This is a genomic window from Pantoea sp. AN62, assembly GCF_050432985.1.
Classification (GTDB): domain Bacteria; phylum Pseudomonadota; class Gammaproteobacteria; order Enterobacterales; family Enterobacteriaceae; genus Pantoea; species Pantoea brenneri.
Genome location: NZ_JBNPYB010000001.1, coordinates 511718 through 536471 on the forward strand (window position 1 = coordinate 511718; position 24754 = coordinate 536471).

A 24754-nucleotide genomic window follows, 5' to 3' on the forward strand; every position below is an offset into this window, starting at 1 on the left:
TACACATGAACACGCTGAAATCATCTCGTTTGCTGAAACGCCTGACAGTGGGATCACTGATCGCCTTCTCTCTCAGCCATGCCGCTATTGCTGATGACGTCAATCTCAAGACCATGATTCCGGGCGTACCGGACATTGATGCCGAAGCGTATGTCCTTATCGACTACAACTCGGGCAAAGTGCTGGCAGAGAAAAATGCTGATGCACGCCGCGATCCCGCCAGTCTGACCAAAATGATGACCAGCTACGTGATTGGTCAGGCGGTTAAAGCCGGCAAAATCCATCAGGACGATCTGGTCACCGTCGGTCCCGATGCCTGGGCTACCGGCAACCCGGTGTTTAAAGGTTCATCGCTGATGTTCCTCAAGCCAGGCGATCGGGTTCCGGTTTCGCAGCTGACGCGTGGGATTGTGCTGCAATCGGGTAACGACGCCTGTGTCGCCATGGCGGACTATGTCGCCGGCAGCCAGGATGCGTTCGTCAACCTGATGAACAACTACGTTAAAGCGATTGGCCTGCAGAACACCCATTTCCAGACGGTACACGGCCTGGATGCTGAAGGTCAGTACAGCTCGGCGCGCGATATGGCGCTGATTGGCCAGGCGCTGATCCGCGACGTACCGGAAGAGTACGCCGTTTATAAAGAGAAAGAGTTCACCTTCAACAATATCCGTCAGATGAACCGTAACGGTCTGCTGTGGGATACCAACCTGAACGTGGATGGCATTAAAACCGGCCATACCAATGCAGCAGGTTACAACCTGGTGGCTTCGGCTACCGAAGGCCAGATGCGTCTGATCTCCGCGGTAATGGGAGGTCACACCTACAAAGGCCGCGAGACCGAAAGCAAAAAACTGCTGACCTGGGGCTTCCGTTTCTTTGAAACCGTGGCACCGCTGAAAGCGGGCAAAGAGTTTGCCTCTGAGCCGGTATGGTTTGGTGACAACGATCGCGTTCAGCTTGGGGTTGAAAAAGATGCGTACCTGACCATTCCACGTGGCCGGATGAAGGATCTGAAAGCCAGCTATGTGCTGAACAACACCGAACTGCATGCGCCGCTGAAGAAAAATCAGGTGGTCGGCAGTATCAACTTCCAGCTGGATGGCAAAACCATCGAACAGCGTCCGCTGGTGGTGTTGAATGAGATCCAGGAAGGCGGATTCTTCAGCCGCATCGTTGATTACATCAAACTGATGTTCCATCACTGGTTCGGCTAAGCGTGGCGGGTGATTGAAAAGTCACCCCATCGCCCCCATTACAGGTTATTATGATGCTCCCGCTCAGGCGGGAGTCTGTTTTTTATGCACCGGAGTTAATATGAAAACCAAACTGAATGAACTGCTCGAATTTCCTACCCCGTTTACCTACAAGGTAATGGGTCTGGCGCAACCGGAGCTGGTTGATCAAGTGGTTGAAGTGGTGCAACGCCATGCGCCCGGCGACTACAGTCCTGAAGTTAAGCCGAGCAGCAAGGGCAACTATCACTCCGTAAATATCACCATTACCGCGACCCATATAGAGCAGGTTGAACGCCTGTATGAAGAGCTGGGTAAAATCGAAATCGTACGCATGGTGCTCTGATTTGCCGGGTCGGCGAAGCGCCCTTTCCTGACGGTTTGCCGACGTTATTTTCAGCTTACTTTGTTAAAGCGGGCCATCGTTTTGTCAGTTGATACCCTTCTCGTCCGCCGGTCAGGATTACGCGACTGGCAATCCGTCTCCGACGCCATGCATCACTACACCGATCAGCGCGACAGCCTGAGCCGGGATGAGATCTGGCTGGTGGAGCATCCTCCGGTTTTTACCCAGGGCCAGGCGGGAAAAGCGGAACATCTGCTGATGCCCGGCGATATCCCGGTGGTGCAGAGCGACCGCGGCGGCCAGGTCACCTATCATGGACCGGGTCAGCAGGTTATGTACGTGCTGATTGATATCAAGCGACGCAAGATTGGCGTACGCCAGCTGGTGACGGCGCTGGAAGAGACGGTGATTACCACGCTGGCCGGTTTTGGTGTCAGCGCCCGCGCGCGTCCCGACGCGCCAGGCGTTTATGTCGGCGAGCAAAAAATCTGCTCACTCGGGCTGCGCATCCGCAAAGGCTGCTCGTTTCACGGCCTGGCGCTGAATGTCGCCATGGACCTGGCGCCCTTTTCGCGCATTAATCCCTGTGGCTATGCCGGTATGAGCATGACCCAGTTGCAGCATTTTCAACCGGACGTACGGCTGGATCAGGTGCAGGCCCCGCTGGTGACGGCGTTTGCCCGCCTGACAGGTTATGAAAATGTTGAATGGTCAGACGAAGATTTGCCGATTCAGCCTTAACGCTGAATGCGAATTTACAAATATGTAACTTATCCACGCTAACGGTGGCTGCTTCCCGGGCGATGAGATGATATAATTTTTGCACTTTTTTCAAATAAAGTTGAAAGCACCCTTCTCGGGTTGAGTGAGAACGCTTTCAAATCGCAATCCGACCGGAACCTGCTGATTTATGAGTAAACCAATTCAGATGGAACGCGGCGTCAAATATCGTGACGCAGACAAAATGGCGCTGATCCCGGTGAAAACCGTGGCCGTTGAACGGCAAGAGATGTTGCGTAAGCCGGAATGGATGAAAATCAAGCTGCCTGCTGACTCCAGTCGTATTCAGGGCATTAAAGCCGCGATGCGAAAAAATGGACTTCACTCAGTCTGTGAAGAGGCCTCCTGTCCAAACCTGGCCGAATGCTTCAACCACGGTACCGCCACCTTTATGATCCTTGGCGCTATCTGTACCCGCCGTTGCCCCTTCTGCGATGTCGCGCATGGCCGCCCTAATGCACCCGATGCGAATGAGCCCGGCAAGCTGGCGCAAACCATCGCTGACATGGGCCTGCGTTATGTGGTGATCACCTCGGTTGACCGTGACGATCTGCGTGATGGCGGTGCTCAGCACTTTGCCGACTGCATCAGTGCGATTCGTGAAAAGAACCCGACCATCAAAATCGAAACTCTGGTGCCTGACTTCCGCGGCCGGATGGATCGCGCCCTGGATATTCTGACCGCTACCCCGCCGGATGTGTTTAACCATAACCTGGAGAACGTGCCACGCGTTTATCGTCAGGTTCGTCCGGGTGCTAACTACGAGTGGTCACTGAAGCTGCTGGAGCGTTTCAAAGAAGCGCACCCGCACATTCCGACCAAATCTGGCCTGATGGTAGGTCTGGGTGAAACCAATGCGGAAATCGTCGAAGTGATGCGCGATCTGCGTCGTCACGGCGTCACGATGCTGACCCTCGGCCAGTATCTGCAGCCCAGCCGTCACCATCTGCCGGTTCAGCGCTACGTCAGTCCGGCGGAATTTGATGAGATGAAAGAAGAAGCCATGGCGATGGGCTTTACCCACGCGGCGTGCGGTCCGTTTGTCCGCTCTTCTTATCATGCGGACATGCAGGCCAAAGGGCTCGAAGTTAAATAAGCCGGCTGCCTGTGGCGTAACGTCAGGCGCTCGCCTGAAAACAAAAAAACCAGACTGGAAACAGCCTGGTTTTTTTAATGTCGGTCTGACATAAAAAGTAACAATTATTTTCAGAAAATAACTGATTAATCTTTATGGACGACGCGTTCAGCCGGGACTTCTTCAGCCGGAGTTCGGGCTGCGCTGGTGTCTTCATCTTTCATGGCTTTCTTGAAGCCCTTGATTGCGGAGCCCAGATCGCCACCCAGAGAGCGTAACTTGTTGGTGCCAAAAAGCAGTACGATAAGCGCACCGATGATCAGCAGTTTGGCAATACTGATACCTTCCATATTTAACCTTTCAACTTCAGCGAATAACGGTGACTGTTATTTACGCGCAGTTTGCGTGCTGCCACAACTGCAATCTGTAACAGAGTAAGATCGGAGCGGCGATCTTATCAGATAAAACGGCTGAGGAAAGCCTGAGTACGCGGATGCTGCGGATTAGCAATCACCTGTTCCGGCGTCCCCTGCTCCACCACTACGCCGCCATCCATAAACACCACCCGGTCGGCCGCCTCACGGGCGAAGCTGATCTCATGGGTTACCACAATCATCGTCAGTCCCTGATCGGCCAGGGTTCGCATGGTCGCCAGCACTTCACCCACCAGTTCAGGGTCCAGCGCCGAAGTAGGCTCATCAAACAACATCAACTGCGGCTTAATGGCTAAGGCGCGCGCAATCGCCACGCGCTGTTGCTGGCCGCCCGACAGATGACGCGGCCAGGCATCCGCCTTATCGCTCAATCCCACCGTTGCCAGCAGTGACCGGGCATGCGCCAGCGCCTGCTGACGCGGAAATTTATGCACGCCGATAGGTGCCTCAATAATATTTTGCAGTACCGTCATGTGGGGATAAAGGTTGAACTGCTGAAACACCATGCCAATCTTCTGGCGCTGACGGGCGATCTGACGTGAGGACAGGCGATGCAGCAGATTGCGTTTCAGCACGTAGCCGATCTGCTGATCGCCGACCCGTATCGATCCGCCATTCATCTCTTCGAGATGGTTGATGCAGCGCAGAAAGGTCGATTTACCCGAGCCTGAAGGTCCGAGGATCACCACCACTTCACCGGGCCAGACATCAAGATCGATCCCTTTCAACACCTGATTGTCGCCATAACGCTTCTGCACGTTACGGGCGCAGACTAACGGCTCAGCCTGGCTCATTGCTCCTCCTTCTGTTGCTGTGCGGTGGCCGCCAGCGCGCCTGGGCGCTTCGCCACGCTGGTCACCCGTCGGGTGCCACGCGCGTAATAGCGCTCAATGGCGGACTGACCCAGGTTGAGGATCGAGGTAATCAGCAGATACCAGATTACCGCGACCATCAGCATTGGAATAATTTCAAAAGTGCGGTTGTAGATAGCCTGCACCGAATAGAGCAGATCGCCCATAGCAATCACGCTCACCAGCGACGTCGCCTTGATCATGCTGATCAGCTGATTACCGGTGGGCGGGATAATCGAACGCATCGCCTGCGGAATAATGATCCGCCGCAGGGCCCGCGCCCGGCTCATACCAAACGCCTGGGTGGTTTCAACCTGACCATTATCCACTGACAGCAGTCCGGCGCGGATAATTTCAGCCATATAGGCCGCTTCGTTAAGCGCCAGCCCGGCGATAGCGGCAGTTAGTGGGGTGATCAGATCGTTGGTGTTCCAGCGCGCCAGCGTGATGTCGGTCCACGGTAACGTCAGGGATAACGCAGGAAACAGGGTCGAGAGGTTGTACCAGAAAATCAGCTGCACCAGCAGCGGCGTTCCGCGAAAGAACCAGATATAGAGCCCGGCAATGCCGCGCAACAGTCGGTTGTCCGACAACCGCCAGACGCCTAACAGCAGCCCCAGCAGCGTACCCAGCACCATCGAGACCAGCGTCAGCCCCAGCGTAACCTGTAGTCCTTTCAGCACCGAGCCTTCGGTGAACCACTTCAGCACCACCTGCCATTCAAAATTGGGGTTGGTCATCACCAGCCACAGCAGGTTAGAGCCAACCACCAGCACCACAATCCAGCTGACCCAGCGTCCATAGGCCGGCGCGCTGCGGGCGAAAGCCACGTCGCGCAACTGCGCCTCATCACGCTGTTGTTCCCTGATCGGCGAATCGTGGCGGCTCAGGCTCATTTAGCCTCCTGTTTTGCCAGGTTCAGCCCTGGCGCAGCGGTCATGTTGTCCTCCAGCTGCCATTTTTTCATGATGGCGGCATAGGTCCCGTTCTGATAGAGCACCTTGTAAGCATCAAGAACCACGCCGCCTAACGGCGATCCTTTCGGCACCACGGTGCCCTGGAAAATGTCACCGAAGCCGTTCTTATGTCCTTTGCCCGCCAGCTCGAGCTGGCCTTTGGCCTGATTGACAAACCAGGTCAGCGGCGCCTGGGAGGAGAAAAAAGCATCCGAGCGTTTCGAGCGCACCGCGAGGATCGACGAAGGCTGATCGGTAAAGGCCTGCACCGTGACTGCCGGTTTGCCGGCGGCGGTACAGCGCGCCGATTGTTGACGGATTACCTGTTCCGCAGAGCCTGCTGCCATCACCGCGATCCGTTTGCCACAGGTATCATCAAGCTGATTGATCTGCGCCGGGTTGCCCTTCTGGACGCCAAACACCACGAATTCCTGCACAAAATCGATGAAGTCCACCTTCTGCTGACGATCCGGATAGTCGCCAATCGGGCCAATCGCCAGCTGATAGCGGCCAGCGTTAATGCCGGTCAGCACGCCGGACAGGCCACTCACCGTGGCGTGATCAATCTTCACGCCCAGCAGCTGCGACAGTGCGGTAGTGAGATCCGCCGAGGCGCCCTCCATCGAATGCGGGCCATTGACGATCTCATACGGCGGGAAGGATCCATTGTTGACCGAAATCATCCGGCCCGCTTTTTTGATCTGATCCGGCAGGCGGTCATGTAAAGCCTGATCGACCGTCTGGGTCGGCAGGGTGTCAGCAGCCTGCGCCAGGCTGGCGGTCAGGCTCAGCGCCAGCGTTAAGGCGGTTACGCGGTTAATCATGGTTCGTCCTCCAGGGTCAGGGGTGTCAGTTCAGCTCGGGACGGGCGAAACGACGATTCTCCAGCACCGGCAGCACGCGGCGGGCGTAGGCGATGCGGTCAGGATCAATATCGGCAAACATCAGCGTCGGCGATTCTGCCGCATTAGCGATCACCACGCCCAGCGGATCGACCACCAGACTGTTGCCGATATTACGCGGACCACATTCCCCGACGGCCACCACGTAGCAGGTATTTTCCAGCGCCCGGGCGCGGTTCAGCAGTTCCCAGTGCATCTCTTTCAGCGGTCCTTTTACCCACGCGGCAGGCAGCACCAGCAGGTCTGCACCATCCAGCACCAGCCGGCGCGCCAGCTCCGGGAAGCGCACGTCATAACAGGTCATCAGACCGACTTTTAACCCCGCCACCTCGACCAGCGGCGGAATGACATGGCCCGGATTCACCCGCTGCGACTCCTGCATGGCGAAGGCATCGTAGAGATGCAATTTTTCATAGGCCGTAATGATTTTGCCGTTGCGAATAGCGATCAACACGTTGAGGGCTTTTTGCTCTGCGGCGGGAACATGCACGCTCATCATGGTGGTGAGGGCGTTATGCTGGCTGGCCGCCAGCAGCTGGCTGACAAACGGGCCGTCCAGCGGTTGCGCCGCCTTTAACACTAAATCGGGATCGGTAATATCACGCGCCAGTACCCCTTCCGGCAGCACCAGCAGATCGGCACCGCCCGCAGCGGCCCGCTGCATTAACGTCAGGCAGAGGGTGGCGTTCTCCTGCCATTCACGACTGACGGCAAATTGTCCCATCGCAACTTTCATCATTTCTCTCCTCCTGCCAGCGGAAATATCGCTTCCGGCGTCAGTAATCTGTGGGTTAATCCCTGCTGGAACAGTTCACGGCCAAAATCCGCAATCATCTTTCTATTAGCGGCAAAACCATTCTCATTCCAGCTGGCCGGTAATTCCTGCGCGGTCCGTCGCAAATCGTCCAGCAGCCACGGCGTGGTGTCGGCATATTTCTCCCTTTTCTGCATCCACAAAGCATAGGAGCGATCGATCACCTCACTGAGTGCGGCAGGCAGCCACGGATGCTGCGCCGCCAGCGCCGGTTTTATCGCCAGAATATGAATGCCGGGCACATAGCCGACGCGGTTGAAGTAGGCCCGCTCAGCCTGATAGAAGTCAGGCTGGAGCTGACGCAGACCGGACGCCGGCAGAAAAAAGCCTTCCGGCATAAACGGGGTAAACACCGCATCCAGCTCACCCGCTTTCAGCAGCTCAATCAGGGGGCGCTCGCCTGGCGCAGGTTCAATCCGGCCCGGTCGGCCAAACCCCGCCAGCCGGTCGACAATCGGATGATCGGCTGTCAGCCGCCCGGCAAACCAGCGGACGTCATCAATCCCGACTCCCGCTTCGCGCAGCACCGTACGCGTCCAGGTATTGCCCGAATCCTGCCAGCCGGTAACACCGATTCTTTTGCCCTTCAGCTCTGCAGGCGTCGTGATGGGACTCTCCGCCGTGGTAATGATGCAGCGCTGACGAAAACCGCGCATCAGGAAGTGCGGTAAGCCCAGCAGTGACGCATCGTCTCTGGCCCGCGCCTGGGCGTAACGGCTGAATGACACTTCGCCGGCGTCATAATCGGGGCTGCTGGCAAGGTCATTAACCAGCGTTCCGACCCGATCGATCTGCAGATCGAAGTCGTCCGGTGTGATATCGCCCAGCGCCAGGGGAGTAAAGTAGTCCCAGTCGCGCACTGCCAGTCTGATACTCAGCCTTGCCATGATCTCTCCGTTTACGCCGTGCCGCGAGGACGGGCGGGTTAATGCATCAAATAGTGCTTGAATTTGATACTAGATCCGGAATACTGACCTGAACAATCATTAATTTGTTACTGAACAAAGTATTTTCTTATGACGCAAATGGTCGATCTGAACTGGTTTTGTAACCAGATAACTACTCCATCAGTAAAAGGGATTGCTCAGGCGGCATCAGGCCTGATTCGTGACGGGCAGATTGCTGTCGGGATGCAGATGCCGGCGGTACGGGAGATCGCGGAGCGTCTGGGGATCAGCCCGGCAACCGTTTCTGCTGCCTGGTCGCAGCTAAGGAAGCATAAAGTGCTGGCGGGTAAAGGACGCAGCGGTGTCTGGGTCAGCGGCAATAGCGTCATGCCGCGACCGATCCGCTTTGAAAAGATCGGCAATTATGGCGAACACATTCGCGCCGATCTGGCGATGGCCTCCCCCGATCCTGCTTTGTTACCTGAGCTGCAAAACGCACTGCAGGCGGCGTTGCAATCGCCACAGCTGAACAGCTACACCCGTGAAGCCATTTCAGCGCCGCTGCTGCAGGCGATAACGCCGCGCTGGCCTTATCCGGCGGAAGCCTTCCTGGCAACCGACGGCGGCTTCGATGCGATGAATTTGCTGGTGCAGACGCTGGTTTCCCCTGGCGATCGGGTGATCATTGAAGATCCCACCGCCACCCGCCTGCTTGATATGCTGGATAATGTCGGCGCTGAGATTTTGCCGCTGGCCTGTGATGATGAGGGGCCGTTGCCAGAGGTATTAAGCACCCTGCTGACACGCGCGCCGGTGATGCTGATTTATCAGCCGCGCACCCATTCCGCCACCGGACGGACAATCAGTGTGGCGCGGCGTCAGGCGCTGGCACAGGTGCTGGCGAACAGCAGCACGCTGATCGTGGAAGATGATGGCATTGGTGATCTTTCGGCCGCGGAGAGCTGGAGTCTGGGGACGCAGTTTCCCGAGCGTACCCTGCACGTCCGCTCCTTTTCCAAAGCCTACGGACCCGATTTGCGGCTGGCGGTATTATCCGCCACGGCGGAGATGGTAAAGCGTATTCAGGCATGGCGAAACTTTGGCGTCAGCTGGACCAGCCGTATTTTGCAGGATGCGGTAGCGTGGTTGCTGGAGGATGAGGTGACCCAGCAGCAGATAGCCACGGCACGACAGGTTTATCATCAGCGTCGCGAGCAACTGCGGCAGGCGCTGGCGCAGCGTGGACTGATGCTGCCGCCACAGGATGGACTGAGTCTCTATATTCCGGTGGCCTCAGAGCAATTTGCCATGATTACGCTGGCCGCGCGCGGTATCGCCGTGCTACCCGGTGAGCGTTGCCGGCTGGGAGCGACACAGTTTATCCGGGTCAGTATTGCCAGCCTGAAAGATGAACAGCGTGAAATGATCGCTGAAGCGCTGGTCATCGCGTCCGGCCGTGAAGCTAGCGCGCGGGCAGATCTTTAACGTGGTAGCGCGGCGATTCAACATAACCCTCACGGGCATAAAACTGATTCGCCTTGAGGCGGGATTGATGACAATGCACTTCCATCCGATCGCATCCGCGCTGAGTTGCCAGTGATTCGGCGTGCTGTAACAGCTGCTGGCCGACCCCTTTGCTGCGCTCACCTTCCGCAATGCAGAAGTAGCTGATGCGGGCAAAATCCCCGGCCAGCGCCAGTTGCGGGATAAAGTGCATCGATAAAAAGCCGAGCACCTGATTGCCGAACTCGGCCACCAGCAATGCTTCACTGGGATCGCTGCTCAACTGCGCCAGACGCTGCTCAATGAAATTTTCGGTGCCGCCATAACCTAACTCACTCAGCAGTGCACTGAGCGCAAAACTGTCTTTTAAATCCGCCTGACGTATATTCATCCTGTTTCCTCAGTCGCCCGCTGCCGTCACCTTGTTATATAGCGTTGGACAATAAAAAGCTGCAAGTAAGGTTGTTAGGATTATGTTACGAGGATTTATTGTGAAGCGCCGCGCAGTTTGTGCGGCCAGCACGCCGCTGCAGGGGCTTTTGATGCGGAGGTGTCGCGGATGGCAGCCATAAAAAAACCCGCCATAAGGCGGGTTTTTAGAATTCTGACTGTTAACTTACAGACTGATAACGTTAGCAGCAGATGGGCCTTTCGCGCCGTCGGTGATTTCAAACTCAACGCGCTGACCTTCAGCCAGAGTTTTGAAGCCGTTGCTCTGGATTGCAGAGAAATGTACGAATACATCTTTGCTGCCATCTTCAGGAGTAATGAAACCGAATCCTTTAGATTCATTAAACCACTTAACGTTACCTTTGATCTTAGACATCTATATTACCTTTACATGAAAAATGGACACTAAACTGTGTCGCCATCTAGTACAGCAATTGCGGAGGGATTTGTCCAGTGCGATTTGATGAAAAAGTGATAAATTTCGACTTTCTGCTTACCCATCACACTTTCCTACTTTTTACCTTGCCAAAAAAACCCTTTTTGTTGCAGGGGAATAGTCATCAAGCCGGCGGTAACCTGCTGGAAACTGGATGATTTTCCGCTCAGTGATCCAGGTTGAGTTCAGGCTTAGCTCAGGTTAAGCATTAAAATCCATTTTGCTGATAAGCAGACCATCCGGCGATAAGGATCGCCTTTACGCCGCCATTTCAGCCGATGACATCGCCGCCGGTCAGGCCGTTTTTGTCATTTTTATCCGCTTTTCAGCCCATTTTCCTCTTCCGGCCCGCCTGCGGCAGCAATCACCTGCCAGAGATGCGACTTAAGCGCTGGCGTCACTGTCAGTTAAATCTGCTTTTTACCTGTTCCAGATCAGGCTGTGGTGCCGCAGGAGACCCCACAGACCGCCTGCCTGCTCATATTTCAGGCTAAAGATTAAAAACATTGATTCAAATCAAAGAAATGCCTTTCTGCTATTCCATACGCATTTGGCAACAAACAATAGCGGTCATAAGACACTATTTTTTTCTACACCCGGCAGGATAATATTGGCAGGGAATAAATAAGGAATGTTTACCTGTCGGATTGATCAGCGGCTAAATCCACCTTTGTGACTAACAGGGAGAAGAGCATCAGGATGGTAATGAAAATTCGTTGTAACCAATGCGGAAGTGCCCGGTTTATTTTTACTGAACGCGATGGTGAAGCTTTCACTTTCCACGGTGCCTGTTGTGCACACTGTAAGAAGCGACTGGAGGCGAAAGATCTGCTGCCTGAAACTCCGATGGACCCGATCGCCCATTGCCTGATTGATCAGCATAAAAATGCCTCGGGCACCTGAGTAAGGTGCCCGCTGAAGCTGAAACCGAAAAGCGCGATCAGAAAATCAGTTTGAAGACCCCTGTCAGGGTGAGCAGACCCACGATAAAAATGATGGCAATAATCCACAGAATAATTTTCATTTCCTTCTCCCTCACCAATAAAAAACCTTTCCCGTAAACAGTATAGCCAAAAAAATGACCTTTGCCGCTTCCCTTGCCCGGCCTTCATTCTGACGGCGGCTTATCGCTGCTTTAATCGAAATTCTGCGGAGCGGATCGCAACGCGAAATTTTTGCGGCGGCTGTTTTTCGATTTGCAGATAAATCCTGGCTAAAATTTAACCGGCAAGGCAGGCCTCTTTGGTTATCACCTGAATATGCTTAGCAAGGAGATCTTATGACCACCATTAATACCAGCATGGGCCGCTACAGCCTAAAGGCAAAAAACAGCGGCGATCACATCAAAGGCTCTTTCGCCATCAATGATGAAGGCGGCACTCAACTCACGATGCAGGAGTTTGAGGAGCATTACCTTGATGATGTGGTGAACAACGTGATTTATCCGGTCACTGGCGGCAACCGCGAGATTGCGCGTGCGCTGCGGGAACAAATGATTAAAGCCGGTTTTGAACAGCCACATTAAGCTGTTCTGCCGCATTCTGAGAGAAATTCCGGGCCGCACACTGCGGCCCTTTTCCGGCTTAAAAACTGACTTGCCGTTGTCCCTTTTTCGCCGCAGGATGACCTATCCCACTGAAAAGGAGTACAACGTGAGCACCCTACTTCACATTAATGCCACGCGCCTGCATCAGTTCACCGAAGCGATCTGGCTTGCTGCCGGTAGTCAGCAGGAAGAGGCGCGTCTGGTGGCCGATCATCTGGTGGCCGCCAACCTGGCCGGACACGATTCGCACGGCGTCGGCATGATCCCCAGCTACATGGCGTCACTGAAACAGGGACATCTGCAACTCAATCAGCGTCCCACGCTGGATAAAGACAACGGTGCGGTGCTGACGCTGAATGCCCATCAGGGCTTTGGTCAGGTCGCCGCCTGGGAAGCGATGAAGCTCGGTATCGAACGGGCGGAGAAACTGGGCATCGCCGCAGTCGGTCTGCACCATTCGCACCACATCGGCCGTATCGGTCACTGGGCCGAGCAATGCGCGGCGGCGGGTTTCGTCTCCTTCCATTTCGTTAACGTGATGGGCGACCCGATGGTCGCGCCATTCGGCGGCAGCGATCGGCGCTTTGGCACCAATCCATTCTGCGCCATTTTCCCGCGCCCGCATGCCCGGCCACTGCTGCTCGATTTCGCCACCAGCGGCATTGCCTATGGCAAAACCCGGGTGGCATGGAACAAGGGTGTCGAAGTCGCACCGGGTTACCTGATCGATGCGCAGGGTCAGCCGACGACCGACCCGGGCGTGATGCACCAGTCACCGCATGGTTCGCTGCTGCCCTTTGGTCTGCACAAGGGCTATGCGCTGGCGACGCTGTGTGAAATTCTCGGCGGAGCGTTGTCGGGTGGACGCACCACGCATCAGGCCACCTTGCAAAGCGGCAATGACGCCATTTTTAACTGCATGACCACCATTATCCTCAATCCGGCGGCGTTTGATGCGCCCGCGATGCAGGATGAGGCGGAAGCTTTTCTTGACTGGGTTAAAGCGTCGCCACCCAGTGGTGATGCGCCGATTCAGGTACCGGGTGAATGGGAAGAGGCCAATCGTATTGCCCGCGATCGTGAGGGCATTCCGCTGGATAGCACCAGCTGGCAGCAGATCTGTCAGGCAGCAACAGAGGCGGGAATGTCGGCGGAGGAACTGGCGGCTTTCCGCGCGCTGGCGGTGTAACGCAGGCGGGAACAGCACGCCGCTGGCAGATTGTCTGCCAGCGGCTGCGGGTTAAATCACCATCGACAGCAGTAAGCAGCCAATCAGGCCGCAGACGGAAATGATGGTTTCCAGCGCTGACCACGACCGAATGGTTTCACCGATCGTCAGGTTGAAATACTCCTTAAACAGCCAGAAGCCAGGATCGTTGACGTGAGAGAAAATCACGCTGCCTGAACCAACCGCAATCACCATCAGTTCCGGGCTGGCACCGCTGGTGACAATCAGCGGCGCAACAATACCACCGGCGGTGATCGCCGCAACCGTTGCCGACCCCAGCGCAATGCGCAGTACTGCCGCAATCGACCACGCCATAAAGATCGGCGAGAGCTGGGTAGAGTGCATCATGTTAGCGATATATTTATCCACGCCGCTGTCGACCAGCACCTGCTTAAAGGCACCGCCACCACCGATAATTAACAGCATCATGGCGATGATTTTGATCGAATCGCTCAGGGTCTCCATCACCTGATCCATGCTGCGGCCGCGGTTCAGACCGAAAGTGAAGATCGCAATCAGTACCGCAATCAGCGTAGCCATCACCGGATCGCCGAAGAACTCGGCGTAAGGCAGCAGCACATGGCCTTTCGGCAACAGCATCTCGGCCACCGCACGCAACGCCATCAGCACCACCGGAACCAGTGAGGTCCAGACGCTGACGCCAAAGCCCGGCATCTCTGCTTCGGTAAAGGTTTTCGGGTTGTAGAGCCCCTGCGGGATCGGTTTATCAATGCCTTTCAGGAAGCGGGCATAGACCGGACCGGCCAGAATTACGGTAGGAATGCCGAGCAGCGTACCGAACAGCAACGTTTTTCCCATATCCGCATTGAACAGCGTGGCAATGGCGGTCGGACCCGGATGCGGCGGTAAAAAGCCGTGCGTCACCGAGAGCGCGGCGGCCATCGGCACCCCGACATAGAGCAGCGGGACGCGCGCCGATGCGGCCACGCTGAACACCAGCGGCAGCATCAGTACAAAGCCCACTTCATAGAACAGCGCAAAGCCGACGATAAAGCCGGTCAGCACCAGCGCCCACTGAATATGCTTTGTGCCAAACTTTTCGATTAAGGTGGTGGCAATCCGCTGCGCGCCCCCGCAATCGGCCAGCATCTTACCGAGCATGGCACCAAAGCCCATGATCAGCGCCAGGCTGCCGAGCGTGCCGCCCACACCGGTTTTAATCGAGGTAATCACTTTATTGACCGGCATGCCCTGCATCACACCGACCGCCAGCGCCACCAGAATGAGCGCGATAAATCCATTAAGCTTAAAGCGAATCATCAGCAGCAGCAGTAACGCGACGCCGATCGCCACATAGAGTAATGGCATAGGTTTTCTCCACCTTGCGCACTGAACGGCGTTCAGTGCCGGTTTGTTATCATCATCCCCTGAGGGCTACAAAACAGTGCGCTTGTAAGAGTTTTTAACATTCCGACAACCGCTGTTACCGATAACATGTTAAGGGTAACATCCGCAGGAAAGCACCACCCCGCCGCCAGTGAATTTCTGTTTTGCGAAGGTGATCAACTTTTTGCCGCGGCGTTATCAGAAAGTTTGCCAGCGCTGGCGGCGCGCTTTTCGTTACACTCTGATTTTAGCGAAAATGTAAAAGGATGCGCTGGTGAGTGAGAATCTGAGTGAGCTGTACAGTAATCAACGAACCCTGTTCGGACGCGGCAGTCTTGATAAGCTGGTGCCGCTGCTGGCTGCGCAGTCTCAGCCTACCCTGCTGTTTTGTGGACAATCGTTTTTACAGAGCGCGGCCTATGACCGCCTGAAAGTGGAGCTTAACCGTCAGATTATTGGCTATGAGATTGTCAGCCATGAAGCTTCGCCTGCTGACATTGACGGCTGGGTCGCGCGCTGGCGCGGCCATGTGGACCGGGTGGTGGCAATTGGCGGCGGCAGCGTACTGGATGCGGCCAAAGCTTTCAGTGCCATGATGCAACATCCGCTGCCGACCGCGCGTTATCTGGAAAAAGTCGGCGACACGCCGGTCCAGCCGGTGACGCTGCCGCTGATCGCCATCCCGACCACCGCCGGTACCGGCAGTGAAGTAACGCAAAATGCGGTGGTCACCGACCAGCACGATATCCAGGTGAAAGCCTCACTGCGCCATGCGGTGTTTGTGCCGCAGGTGGCAATTCTCGACCCGGACCTGCTGAAGGGGGCGCCCGACCCGGTACTGGCGACCTGTGGCATTGATGCCTTCACCCATCTGTTTGAAGCCTGGCTCTCCAGCAAGGGCAATCTGTTTACCCGCCAGCTGGCGCTGACCGGCTTACGCCAGTTTGTTCAGGCCTGGCCCAACCTCAACCGACAGGATGCCGACGGCGACCGGGCGCGTGAAGCGATGATGATGGCGTCATGGCTGGGCGGCGTCAGTCTCAGCAGCGCCGGACTGGGAGTGATCCACGGTATTGCCGGCGAGCTGGGAGCAATAAAACCGTTTCACCATGGCGAAGTGTGCGGACGCCTGCTGTTTCCGTTCCTCGACCAGCTGGCTGACAGTACGCATCCGCAGCAGCGTGCGTTGATGGATGAGCTGCATCCGCAGCTTTTCAGCGAACCGACCGATTCACCGGCCAGCTACCTCAAGCAGTGGCTGCAGCAGCAGGCGATTACCCCGTTCTGGCGTGGTGGGCCCAGCCTGACCGCCGACGAGGTGGAGTGGATCCTGGCTCGTGCTAACAGCAAAAATTCGCTGGTGAACTACAGTCGCGAACAGATGCACGCCATGCTTACGCAGGCGTGGCCCCTGACCCACTGATCCACGCGACGTAGCTGGCCTTGCCCGGCCGCGCCGCGCCGGGCATATCCGACCGCGCCGGGTCGCGACCTTAATCCGCCGGAGCGGCGAACGGCCCCTCGCCTGCCAGCATCTGCTCAATCACCTGCAGTACCCCCTGCTGATTATTGGTCGGGGCCTGATAGCGGGCAGCCTGCTTTACCCGCTCCGGCGCATTGCCCATGGCAAAGCTGAAGCCTGACTGTTTCAGCATCTCCAGATCGTTACCGCCATCGCCAAACGCCAGCACCTGGTGGTGGCCAATGCCCCAACGCTGTGCCAGTAAGTCCAGGCCATGAGCTTTATGGTTGCCCGGCACAATCAGATCAACAGAACCATGTCCGCTGGAGGTCGCTGCGACTTTGCCCTGATGCAGCCGTTCGATATCGGCCATCAGCGGTTCGATGTAGTCATCCGACAGATTAAGCGCGAACTTAAACAGCCGGTCATCCTGGGTCTCCTCCAGGCTGCGAATCGGCCTGAGCCGGTGACAGTAGTGCCGCATCTTAACCAGCCACGTCTCTTCCATGCCCTCAAAGTAATAAGCGCTGTTACGCCCACACAACAGATAACGCAGGCCGGGATAGTGACCGTTTTGCAGCGTGTCGATCACCGCCCCGACATCGTGACGGTCAAAAGCGCCGCAAAACAGCTCTTCATCCCGATCGATAATCCACGCGCCGTTCTCCGCCACAAAGGCGATGTCGCTGGCGATCTGCGGGAAGAAGGATTTGAGCTGGTAGTACTGGTTGCCGCTGGCAACGACAAATTTAATCTCACGGGCGGTGAGCTGCTGATAGCAGTCGAGAAAGCGGGATCGATTGTACTGCTTCTGGTCATCCAGAAAGGTGCCATCCATATCTACCGCAACCATCTTAACCGTCGTCATCATGACTCCTTACATGCCGGGGTTCTGTGAGTGGACTGTCAGGATAGCCGCTGACGCGGCAAAACGGAAAGTGTAACGGAAGGCCAGGGCCAACCGCTGGACGCCCTTCCCTGGGCGAAGTGGGGTGCAGCATGTTCGATGGGCGGGTGTCGTTGCGTGACTTTTGCTACGCGCTTTTCGTTACGTAATTAGTTCAGCGCGCTACTCAGAATCAGCGAGGTAATCACGCCCGTGGCAGCAGCGATCAGCACATAGTTGCCGTCGATGTAGGCCCAGTGTTCGCCACGCGGCGGTTCACGTAAACCCCGGTCATGCCAGTCGTTGATGCGGTAACGATCGCCACGATATTCTGCCGGAATCGGATGGCCGCGACGGAAATCGTGGCCGTTCCAGGCGAAATGATCGCGATCGGCACGCGGGCCATCGTTATGCCGGCCATTATTGCCGTGGTTGTCGTGTCCTTTATCGCGGTCGTGTCCCTTGTCGCGGTCGTGGCCGCGATTGTCAGCGTGCGATTGATCGCCTTGCTGCCATCGCTGACCGTGCCCGTCGCCCGGACCATCCGCCAGTGCGGTGTGAGAAAAAAGCGTGCTGCATGCAAAAAGTGAAGCGATAACGGTTAAGGTTGTTTTTTTCATGGTACTGCCTCCGAAGATAACGGTTATTCAGGCACCGTTGAGCATCATAGTGGCAATAATCTGGCGGGTCAGCATCAGTAAAAGTCTTAAAAACCGGTAACTTACATACTATTACGCTTGCTTAGCGCTTTCTTAACACTGGCCCGATTTCTCTCCATATTCTGGATCTGAGCTGGCTAACGCTGTATTAACTGGCAAACAGCGGATATCCGGCGCGGCTCGGGCTTCCTTGAGAATATTCTTAATTCATCGCCCGGTGACAAATTGGATCGTTATTTAACGCGCGCGATCAAACTGAAGCGGGAATCAGGCCAGCTGGCTAACGCCATATATAAAAAAAACCGATCGAAAGCGATCGGTAATTAACACGCCACACCAGCAGATGAGGTGAAACCCTTAATAAAATCAAGCAAAAACCAGAGCACGCAACACCACATCACCAGTGCTGCCCGTCAAACATAGCATTGTCTGGCTATTTTTATCGTGATGATAAATCCTGTTTTGTAGAATATTATTTACATTCCTCGCCACTTCTTAAATTAATCTTTCGGCAGGCGAAAAAGTCAGTAATAAGGACAAACGTCTGGCAGAGAGGATGGTGGAAATAGATCGCAATGCTGACCGGTTCAGGCCCACTGATAAGCAGGGCACTCACCGGTGCCCTGCAGCGTGCAGCGTCAGGGAGTACTCAGCACGATCGGCGCGTCGGGTAAGCGGGTAAAGTGGCTCACGATATGATGATAATCCGCGGTCGGATCGAGATCGCTGAAGGTCTGCGGATAGAGATCTTTCGCCAGGATCTCCATGCCAATAATGTTATACGGATGGTTATAGAAATGATGATACACACCGTAAACCCGCTGTTGTTTCACCGGGGCGATCTGCGCCAGCCCGGTACGGGACAGCAACCGGCTGAAGGTGGCATTAATCTCTGGCTGGCTGGCCGCGTAACCAAACGGCAGTACGTTGCTGTTGGGCCGTTTTGAGCCGGTCATGATATAGACATCCGGCTTCATGGCGATGATTTTTTCCAGTGAGACGAAACCGGAACTGCCTGGCAGCAGCGCTGAGCCGATATTTTTGCCGCCCACCGCTTCCACCAGTGCACCCCAGCCGTTATGACCGTGAGTGAAGCAACAGTTATCGCTGTTACCGGCTATCGGCTCGATAAACACCGTCGGCTTGTGCTGCACCTGCGCCACGCCCTGCTGAATCCGCTGCCAGCGCTGCTGATAAAAATCGGTATAGGCTTTGGCCTCGGCTTCGCGGTTCAGCACTTTACCGAGCAGGGTGATGCCCGGCACCGTGTTCTGCTTCGGCTGCAGCTCATCGTCGAGGAACAGCACCGGAATATGCAGATTTTTTAACGTTGCCAGCACGCCCGATTGGGTCAGCGCCGGTTTAGCACGCAGCTGAGCAATCATCAGATCGGGCTGTTTCGCCAGCACGCTCTCCAGATCAACCTGCCCCTGATCGTTAAAGCCCATGTCAACGATGGAAGAAGCCTGCGGCCAGCGCTGCTTCAGCAGATCCCAGGTCTGGGTATCCTGCTTTTTGGGCAGGTTATTCCACGCCACCACCCGCTGGAACGGATTTTGTCGGTCCAGCAAGGCCAGCGCCAGAATGTCGCGTCCATCCTGCAAAATCACATGCTGCGGCTCTTTTTGCAGCGTAATGGTTTGCCCATCAAGATCGGTCACCGTGATCGGATACGCAGTGGCCGCGCAGGCGGTTGACAACAAAATTGTGGTGGCAGCAAGCAGCCTGGTTTTCATTTTTCAGCACCCGGTTAAGGAATAATAATTATTCGCGTTAACTCTAACATGCTAATAAGTAACAAAAGTAAACCATTGCTGAATAGATACGTCAGCCCGGAGGCCGCTGAGCATGCAGAAGCGCGGTGAGAAGATATTGATTAGCGCCTGCCTGATGGGCTTTCGGGTGCGCTACAACGGCAGTGACAAAAAGCAGGTGCTGGCCGCGCTGACGCAGTGGCAGCGCGAGCAGCGGCTGGTGCTGCACTGCCCTGAGCTTGCTGCCGGTTTACCCACTCCGCGCCTGCCGGCTGAGATTGTCGGCGGCAGCGGTGCCGATGTGCTGGCGGGACGGGCCAGGGTAGTGGAATCAGACGGACGGGATATGACGCAGACTTATCTGCTCGCCGCGTGGCTGGCACTCGAGACCGCGCAGCAGCAAGGATGCCGCTTTGCCCTGCTCAGCGATGGCAGCCCGACCTGCGGCAGTCAGGCCATATACGACGGCAGCTTCAGCGGCCAGCGTCAGCCCGGTGCGGGTGTCGCCGCCGCCCTGTTACGCCAGCACAACATTGCGGTGTACGCTGAACAGCAGGCGGGCGAACTGCTGGCCCACCTCAACCGGATTGCGCCGCGGCTACCCGGTTAAACCGCTCAGTGCGCCAGTGAGTAGAAGATGGCAGAGATGGCGATCAGGCCGGTCAGCAGCACAAACAGGTTACTGATTTTGCCACTGTACTGACGCATCGCCGGGACTTTCTGAATCGCGTACATCGGCATCAGGAACAGGATCATCGCAATCACCGGGCCACCGAGCGTCTCAATCATCCCGAGAATATTGGGATCGAGGGTCGCCACCAGCCAGGTAGTCAGCAACATAAACAGTGAGGTCAGGCGGTTCAGCCGGGCGGGCGCGATCTGTTTGCCGCGGCTGCGCAGCGCCTTATTTACCATGCCGTTAAAGCCTTCACGCGCGCCAAGATAGTGCCCGAGAAACGATTTGGTGATCGCCACAATCGCAATTATCGGGCCAAGCCAGGCGATGACCGGCACCTGAAAGTGGTTAGCCAGATAGGAAAGAATGGTGATGTTCTGCGCCTTGGCCGCGTGCAGGTCGGCGGGCGACAGGCTCAGCACGCAGCTGAAGACAAAAAACATCACCGTCACCACCATCAGCAGATGGGCACAGGCCAGAATGCGGGAACACTTTTTCTCTGCCGCCTCGCCATACTCTTCACGCTTCGCCACGGCAAACGACGAGATGATCGGCGAGTGATTGAAGGAGAAGACCATCACCGGGATCGCCAGCCACAGCGTCATCCATAAACCGTTGCCGCCAGGCGCAGCGCTGCTCAGCGTGGTCAGCGCGGCGCCGTGCCAGTGCGGGATCAGATAGCAGGCCATCAGCATCAATACCGCCACAAACGGATAAACCAGCACGCTCATCGCTTTGACGATCATCTGCTCACCAAAACGCACAATCATCATCAGGCCGACAATCAGCAACAGCGACAGCAGGATGCGCGGTGGCGGCACCAGTCCCAGCTGATTGACCATCAGGCTCTCAACCGTGTTGGTAATGGCAACGCTGTACATCAGCAGAATCGGGTAGATGGCAAAGAAGTAGAGCAGCGTAATCAGCTTACCGGCGCCGGTGCCAAAATGCTCTTCGACCACGTCGGTGATGTCGCCCGCCGGATTTTTTCCGGAGAGCACAAAGCGCGTCAGGGCGCGGTGCGCAAAGAAGGTCAGCGGAAAAGCCAGTATCGCCATAATGATCAGCGGGATCAGTCCACCCACGCCAGCATTAATCGGCAGAAACAGTACGCCGGCACCAATCGCGGTGCCGTATAAGCCCAGCATCCATAGGGTATCGGTTTTACGCCATGCCGTATCGACGTCACTTTCAAGCGCGCCCAGCGTGCCTGTTTGCGTGGTTTTCATCTGCCCTTCCCGTTTAAAAGCCGCCAGTCATCTGACTGCCAGAGCAGAAAGCGCCAGCTTGCCGCGTCCGCTCCGGGCCAGACATCACTGCGTCAGCTTGTTTGCCAGGATGGCTTCCTGACCCGCTGACGCACAGGTAATCGATTGCGTGCGCCTCTTTTTACACTACCTGACGATAAAAGTTCAAGTTATGCGGATTAATGCGCATAAATCGCTGAAAAAACCGTCAGGTTGTGCGCCACGTCACTGCCCGATAATGCCACTTTTACGCCGCTTTTACCGCACTGACGTCGCCGGGCGGCGCGATGAGTGAGCCTGCCGGGCTACGCTTTGGCTATGCTTGAGGCATCGGCTGACACACGACACAGGAGAACAGAATGAAAATTGCCTGCCTTGGATGGGGATCGCTGATTTGGAAATCGGGTGCGTTGCCGGTGGCCAGCCCCTGGCATTGTGATGGCCCGCGGGTGCCGATTGAATTTGTCCGCATCAGTGAAGGCGGTGAACTGGCAACGGCCATCTGCCTCAATGCCACACCGGTACCGGTGTTGTGGGCCTGGCTGAATACCGCCTCACTGGAGACCGCCTGTCGCGCGCTGCGTGAGCGGGAAGGCATTCCGGACAGCCGGGAGGATGGGCTAGGCATTCTGACGGTCACCGACACGTCGGCGGGACCGCTGGCGGACTGGGCGCGTGCCAGAGGCATTGAAGGCCTGATCTGGACCGCATTACCCGCCTGCATGGCGGGCGTTGAAGGCCGTATTCCTGCCCTTGATGAGGCAGTGGCATACCTGCAGCGGCTGGAGGGTGACACGCGTGAACATGCGCGTCGCTACATTGAACAGGTGCCGGCCCAAATCGACACTGCTTACCGACGGGCATTTGCCGCCCTGCCCGGCTGGCAGCGTATCATTCCGGACTGATCGGCCATCTCCCGGCGCAATCTGTCACCTTATCAACCAGGCTGGTCCGTTTCATCTGAGCCTGCCGCTCTGCTTACTGCCTGCAGGCTGGCTACACTTCAGGCAGGTTTCGGTTTCAGGTTTCCTGAATCTCTCCGCTTTGTCGCCGCGTGCCAGCACATGGCCACAGTCCACTAATCCGCAGGAGTGCAACAGATGAAAGCATTAACCTATCACGGTCCGCATAAAGTCAGCGTTGATAACGTGCCCGATCCGGGACTTGAAGCCGCCGATGACATCATTTTGCGCGTCACCGCCACCGCCATTTGTGGCTCCGACCTGCACCTCTATCGCGGCAAGATCCCCGGTACCGGCCATGGCGATATTTTCGGTCATGAGTTTATGGGTGAAGTGGTGGAAACAGGCAGCGCCGTCACGGCCGTCGCCAAAGGCGATCGGGTGGTGATCCCGTTTGTTATCGCCTGTGGCGACTGTTTCTTCTGCCATCTGCATCAGTACGCTGCCTGCGAAACCACCAACAGCGGTCGGGGCGCCATTCTCAATCGTAAAAACATCACCCCGCCCGCAGCGCTGTTTGGTTTCAGCAAACTGTATGGCGGCGTGCCGGGCGGACAGGCGGAATATGTCCGGGTGCCGAAAGCCAATACCGGCCCGTTCAAAGTGCCGACACTGTTGTCGGATGAGAAAGTGCTGTTCCTCTCCGATATCCTGCCTACCGCGTGGCAGGCGGTTAAAAATGCCGAAGTTAAACCGGGCTCCAGCGTGGCGATTTTTGGTGCCGGTCCGGTGGGATTACTCAGCGCCGCCTGTGCCCGCCTGGAAGGTGCCGAACAGATCTACATGATCGACCATAACGACTATCGCCTGAACTTTGCCCGCGATCGCTACGGGGTGATTCCGATCAACTTCGATCAGATCAACGACCCGGCCGGCTGGATCATCGAGCACAGCGAAGGCCACCGTGGCGTTGATGCGGTGATTGATGCGGTCGGGTTTGAGGCCAAAGGCAGCCTGACGGAAACCGTGCTTAGCAATCTCAAGCTGGAAGGCAGCAGCGGTAAGGCGCTGCGTCAGTGTATTGCGGCGGTGCGTCGTGGCGGGATCGTCAGCGTGCCGGGTGTCTACGCTGGCTTTATTCACGGCTTCCTGTTCGGCGATGCGTTTGATAAAGGACTGACCTTTAAGATGGGCCAGACCCACGTTCACGCCTACCTGCCGGACCTGCTTAAACTGATCGAACAGGGTCACCTTAAGCCGGAAGAGATTGTTACCCATCATCTGCCGCTGGAAGACGCCGCCCGGGGTTATGAGATTTTTGAGAAGCGACAGGAAGAGTGCCGCAAAGTGATTCTGGTGCCCGGCATGACGGCTACTCAGGCCACACTGTAACCTGTACGCCTCGGCGCACCGGCTGCTTTCTCCGCCGGTTGCGCCGGACGCTACATCCGCCACGGCTTGCATTGCAGGCTGACCCGCCGCTCCGGCCGCTCCTGCAGATGTTCATCCGGGGTATCGGCGGTATCCGCCAGGCTCCCCTGCTCCAGTAACCGTGCGCTGTGTGTGTGAGGATGACTCTCGCTCATCAGCTGCTGTGAAAACGCGCCAAACGATAACAGCAAAAACAGTAACGCACTGGCCAGCCTGATGCGCATCGGTGACTCCTGCAGAGGGATGGAGGTCGCTATGCTGCCCGAATCTGTTTGATTTTCTGTCAGTGGCAGGCAAAGTTATGTGGTAACCGGAAACACCTCGCGACCGGTTTAACCGCCGTTCAACCACAGTAGATCCAGCAAAAACGTACCCTCAGCACCTGTTTCGCTGCGGTTCAGATCAGTGGCTGTAGCCCGACAGCGGCTAAATAAAGTCCCAGCCCATAAACCAGATGAGTCACAGCGCTATTCAGCCTGGCTTTGCCAGGCACGGGCGTCTTCGATGCGGCAATCCCCCACCCGAGGGCGGGTTGCATGATGAAAAAGGGAGCCATCAGGCTAAGAAGACCGCTTATCACTGCGCTTAATAGATCGGGATGTTCTGGCCACTGCTGGCCTCGCCATAACAGTGGAATAAAGGCAAAGGCCATTCCTGTGAGGTAGTGGACGGCCCATCCTGTAAAGGTTTCGCCTTTGACTGCAGGCGTATCGTGAATGGTGTGGTGAAAGTAACGTCCTTTACTCATCCACAGTATCCAGCGGCCAACGAGGGCGTAATTAAGGGAAGGTACCGCGAACAGGTAGCGTCGGGCCAGGCTCCAGCCATCCATAATCAGGGTCGCCAGCAGCCCGGTAAGCAGTATCTCAGTCACGTGAATTCTCCTGTGATAATCGTTAGATGGTATGCTGATTCAAAGGATGCAACGTGAAGTGAGGTTTAAGTCA

At 56.3% G+C, this 24754-nt stretch carries 27 protein-coding genes; 12 read left to right on the forward strand and 15 right to left on the reverse strand.

The genetic code is table 11. The annotated features are described in order from the left end of the window. Window positions 1-5 precede the first annotated feature (5 nt). The 4 genes from dacA to lipA all read left to right on the forward strand — a co-directional run bounded on the left by dacA (window position 6) and on the right by lipA (window position 3457). Complete coding sequence (gene dacA / locus FHW04_RS02500; RefSeq protein ID WP_031377759.1) at window positions 6-1217, forward strand: D-alanyl-D-alanine carboxypeptidase DacA; 1212 nt, start codon at window positions 6-8, stop codon at window positions 1215-1217. Window positions 1218-1317: 100 nt separating this feature from the next. Continuing rightward, on the forward strand, window positions 1318-1581 hold the full coding sequence (gene ybeD, locus FHW04_RS02505; RefSeq protein WP_031377758.1) for a DUF493 family protein YbeD: 264 nt from the start codon (window positions 1318-1320) through the stop codon (window positions 1579-1581). A gap of 81 nt (window positions 1582-1662) precedes the next feature. Next, window positions 1663-2322, forward strand: a complete 660-nt coding sequence (lipB, locus tag FHW04_RS02510) for a lipoyl(octanoyl) transferase LipB (RefSeq protein ID WP_031377757.1) — start codon at window positions 1663-1665, stop codon at window positions 2320-2322. 169 nt (window positions 2323-2491) lie between these two features. Next, entirely contained in the window at window positions 2492-3457 is a 966-nt protein-coding gene (lipA, locus tag FHW04_RS02515) for a lipoyl synthase (RefSeq protein ID WP_046288462.1), read from the forward strand. 125 nt (window positions 3458-3582) lie between these two features. Here the strand turns inward: lipA and tatE are convergent, their stop codons facing one another. The 6 genes from tatE to FHW04_RS02545 form a co-directional block, all read right to left on the reverse strand. Further along, window positions 3583-3786, reverse strand: coding sequence for a twin-arginine translocase subunit TatE (gene tatE / locus FHW04_RS02520; RefSeq protein ID WP_031377756.1), 204 nt, complete (start codon window positions 3784-3786; stop codon window positions 3583-3585). Between the two features lie 107 nt (window positions 3787-3893). Then, on the reverse strand, window positions 3894-4664 hold the full coding sequence (locus FHW04_RS02525) for an amino acid ABC transporter ATP-binding protein (protein ID WP_031377755.1): 771 nt from the start codon (window positions 4662-4664) through the stop codon (window positions 3894-3896). Next, a complete protein-coding gene (locus tag FHW04_RS02530; protein WP_069728019.1) occupies window positions 4661-5617 on the reverse strand; it encodes an amino acid ABC transporter permease in 957 nt (318 codons plus the stop codon). Before FHW04_RS02530 ends, FHW04_RS02525 begins: the two co-directional genes overlap by 4 nt. Further along, complete coding sequence (locus FHW04_RS02535; RefSeq protein ID WP_046288463.1) at window positions 5614-6501, reverse strand: ABC transporter substrate-binding protein; 888 nt, start codon at window positions 6499-6501, stop codon at window positions 5614-5616. The genes FHW04_RS02530 and FHW04_RS02535 overlap by 4 nt, the downstream gene beginning before the upstream one ends. Before the next feature lie 25 nt (window positions 6502-6526). Then, window positions 6527-7315 carry a deaminated glutathione amidase gene (locus tag FHW04_RS02540; RefSeq protein WP_089561188.1) on the reverse strand — a complete coding sequence of 263 codons (789 nt, stop codon included), beginning with the start codon at window positions 7313-7315 and terminating at the stop codon, window positions 6527-6529. Continuing rightward, window positions 7315-8280: an ABC transporter substrate-binding protein gene (locus tag FHW04_RS02545; RefSeq protein ID WP_031377752.1), complete on the reverse strand. Its 966-nt coding sequence runs from the start codon at window positions 8278-8280 to the stop codon at window positions 7315-7317. Before FHW04_RS02545 ends, FHW04_RS02540 begins: the two co-directional genes overlap by 1 nt. A 129-nt stretch (window positions 8281-8409) precedes the next feature. On the opposite strand from FHW04_RS02545, the gene FHW04_RS02550 reads away from it, so the two are divergent. Next, window positions 8410-9765, forward strand: a complete 1356-nt coding sequence (locus FHW04_RS02550; protein WP_089561148.1) for a PLP-dependent aminotransferase family protein — start codon at window positions 8410-8412, stop codon at window positions 9763-9765. Here the strand turns inward: FHW04_RS02550 and FHW04_RS02555 are convergent. Together FHW04_RS02555 and cspE are read right to left on the reverse strand one after the other, a co-directional pair. Then, on the reverse strand, window positions 9743-10174 hold the full coding sequence (locus FHW04_RS02555; RefSeq protein ID WP_031377750.1) for a GNAT family N-acetyltransferase: 432 nt from the start codon (window positions 10172-10174) through the stop codon (window positions 9743-9745). The genes FHW04_RS02550 and FHW04_RS02555 overlap by 23 nt on opposite strands. A gap of 225 nt (window positions 10175-10399) precedes the next feature. After that, entirely contained in the window at window positions 10400-10609 is a 210-nt protein-coding gene (cspE, locus tag FHW04_RS02560) for a transcription antiterminator/RNA stability regulator CspE (protein ID WP_006118399.1), read from the reverse strand. Between the two features lie 765 nt (window positions 10610-11374). Between cspE and FHW04_RS02565 the strand changes: the two genes are divergently transcribed. From FHW04_RS02565 to FHW04_RS02575, 3 genes are all read left to right on the forward strand, one after another. Next, a complete protein-coding gene (locus FHW04_RS02565; protein ID WP_227021875.1) occupies window positions 11375-11572 on the forward strand; it encodes a hypothetical protein in 198 nt (65 codons plus the stop codon). A gap of 376 nt (window positions 11573-11948) precedes the next feature. Next, window positions 11949-12194, forward strand: a complete 246-nt coding sequence (locus tag FHW04_RS02570; RefSeq protein WP_031377748.1) for a hypothetical protein — start codon at window positions 11949-11951, stop codon at window positions 12192-12194. A gap of 127 nt (window positions 12195-12321) precedes the next feature. After that, window positions 12322-13404 (forward strand): malate/lactate/ureidoglycolate dehydrogenase, encoded by a 1083-nt coding sequence (locus FHW04_RS02575; RefSeq protein WP_094106465.1) that lies wholly within the window; start codon window positions 12322-12324, stop codon window positions 13402-13404. Window positions 13405-13455: 51 nt separating this feature from the next. On the opposite strand, the gene gntT is transcribed toward FHW04_RS02575, so the two are convergent. Next, a complete protein-coding gene (gene gntT / locus FHW04_RS02580; RefSeq protein WP_031377746.1) occupies window positions 13456-14772 on the reverse strand; it encodes a gluconate transporter in 1317 nt (438 codons plus the stop codon). 292 nt (window positions 14773-15064) lie between these two features. On the opposite strand from gntT, the gene FHW04_RS02585 reads away from it, so the two are divergent. Next, a complete protein-coding gene (locus FHW04_RS02585) occupies window positions 15065-16213 on the forward strand; it encodes an iron-containing alcohol dehydrogenase (RefSeq protein WP_094106466.1) in 1149 nt (382 codons plus the stop codon). Between the two features lie 70 nt (window positions 16214-16283). Here the strand turns inward: FHW04_RS02585 and FHW04_RS02590 are convergent, their stop codons facing one another. The 3 genes from FHW04_RS02590 to FHW04_RS02600 all read right to left on the reverse strand — a co-directional run bounded on the left by FHW04_RS02590 (window position 16284) and on the right by FHW04_RS02600 (window position 19533). Further along, window positions 16284-17120 (reverse strand): Cof-type HAD-IIB family hydrolase, encoded by an 837-nt coding sequence (locus FHW04_RS02590; protein ID WP_089561150.1) that lies wholly within the window; start codon window positions 17118-17120, stop codon window positions 16284-16286. A gap of 188 nt (window positions 17121-17308) precedes the next feature. Further along, window positions 17309-17758 (reverse strand): RcnB family protein, encoded by a 450-nt coding sequence (locus FHW04_RS02595; RefSeq protein ID WP_089561151.1) that lies wholly within the window; start codon window positions 17756-17758, stop codon window positions 17309-17311. 677 nt (window positions 17759-18435) lie between these two features. Further along, window positions 18436-19533 carry an ABC transporter substrate-binding protein gene (locus FHW04_RS02600; protein ID WP_089561152.1) on the reverse strand — a complete coding sequence of 366 codons (1098 nt, stop codon included), beginning with the start codon at window positions 19531-19533 and terminating at the stop codon, window positions 18436-18438. A 112-nt stretch (window positions 19534-19645) separates the two neighbouring features. Here FHW04_RS02600 and FHW04_RS02605 point away from each other — a divergent pair, with 112 nt between their 5' ends. Beyond that, the gene (locus FHW04_RS02605; protein WP_069728010.1) at window positions 19646-20161 is read left to right on the forward strand and encodes a DUF523 domain-containing protein; all 516 of its coding nucleotides are present in this window, start codon (window positions 19646-19648) and stop codon (window positions 20159-20161) included. 5 nt (window positions 20162-20166) lie between these two features. Here the strand turns inward: FHW04_RS02605 and FHW04_RS02610 are convergent, their stop codons facing one another. Further along, the gene (locus FHW04_RS02610; RefSeq protein WP_089561153.1) at window positions 20167-21456 is read right to left on the reverse strand and encodes an HAAAP family serine/threonine permease; all 1290 of its coding nucleotides are present in this window, start codon (window positions 21454-21456) and stop codon (window positions 20167-20169) included. A gap of 377 nt (window positions 21457-21833) precedes the next feature. Here FHW04_RS02610 and FHW04_RS02615 point away from each other — a divergent pair, with 377 nt between their 5' ends. Next, complete coding sequence (locus FHW04_RS02615; RefSeq protein WP_031377739.1) at window positions 21834-22379, forward strand: hypothetical protein; 546 nt, start codon at window positions 21834-21836, stop codon at window positions 22377-22379. Window positions 22380-22574: 195 nt separating this feature from the next. Then, the gene (locus FHW04_RS02620; RefSeq protein ID WP_031377738.1) at window positions 22575-23768 is read left to right on the forward strand and encodes a zinc-dependent alcohol dehydrogenase; all 1194 of its coding nucleotides are present in this window, start codon (window positions 22575-22577) and stop codon (window positions 23766-23768) included. A 50-nt stretch (window positions 23769-23818) separates the two neighbouring features. Here the strand turns inward: FHW04_RS02620 and FHW04_RS02625 are convergent, their stop codons facing one another. Further along, window positions 23819-24031: a hypothetical protein gene (locus tag FHW04_RS02625; RefSeq protein WP_089561154.1), complete on the reverse strand. Its 213-nt coding sequence runs from the start codon at window positions 24029-24031 to the stop codon at window positions 23819-23821. Window positions 24032-24204: 173 nt separating this feature from the next. Next, window positions 24205-24681 (reverse strand): DUF2938 domain-containing protein, encoded by a 477-nt coding sequence (locus tag FHW04_RS02630; RefSeq protein ID WP_031377736.1) that lies wholly within the window; start codon window positions 24679-24681, stop codon window positions 24205-24207. Between the last annotated feature and the right edge of the window lie 73 nt (window positions 24682-24754).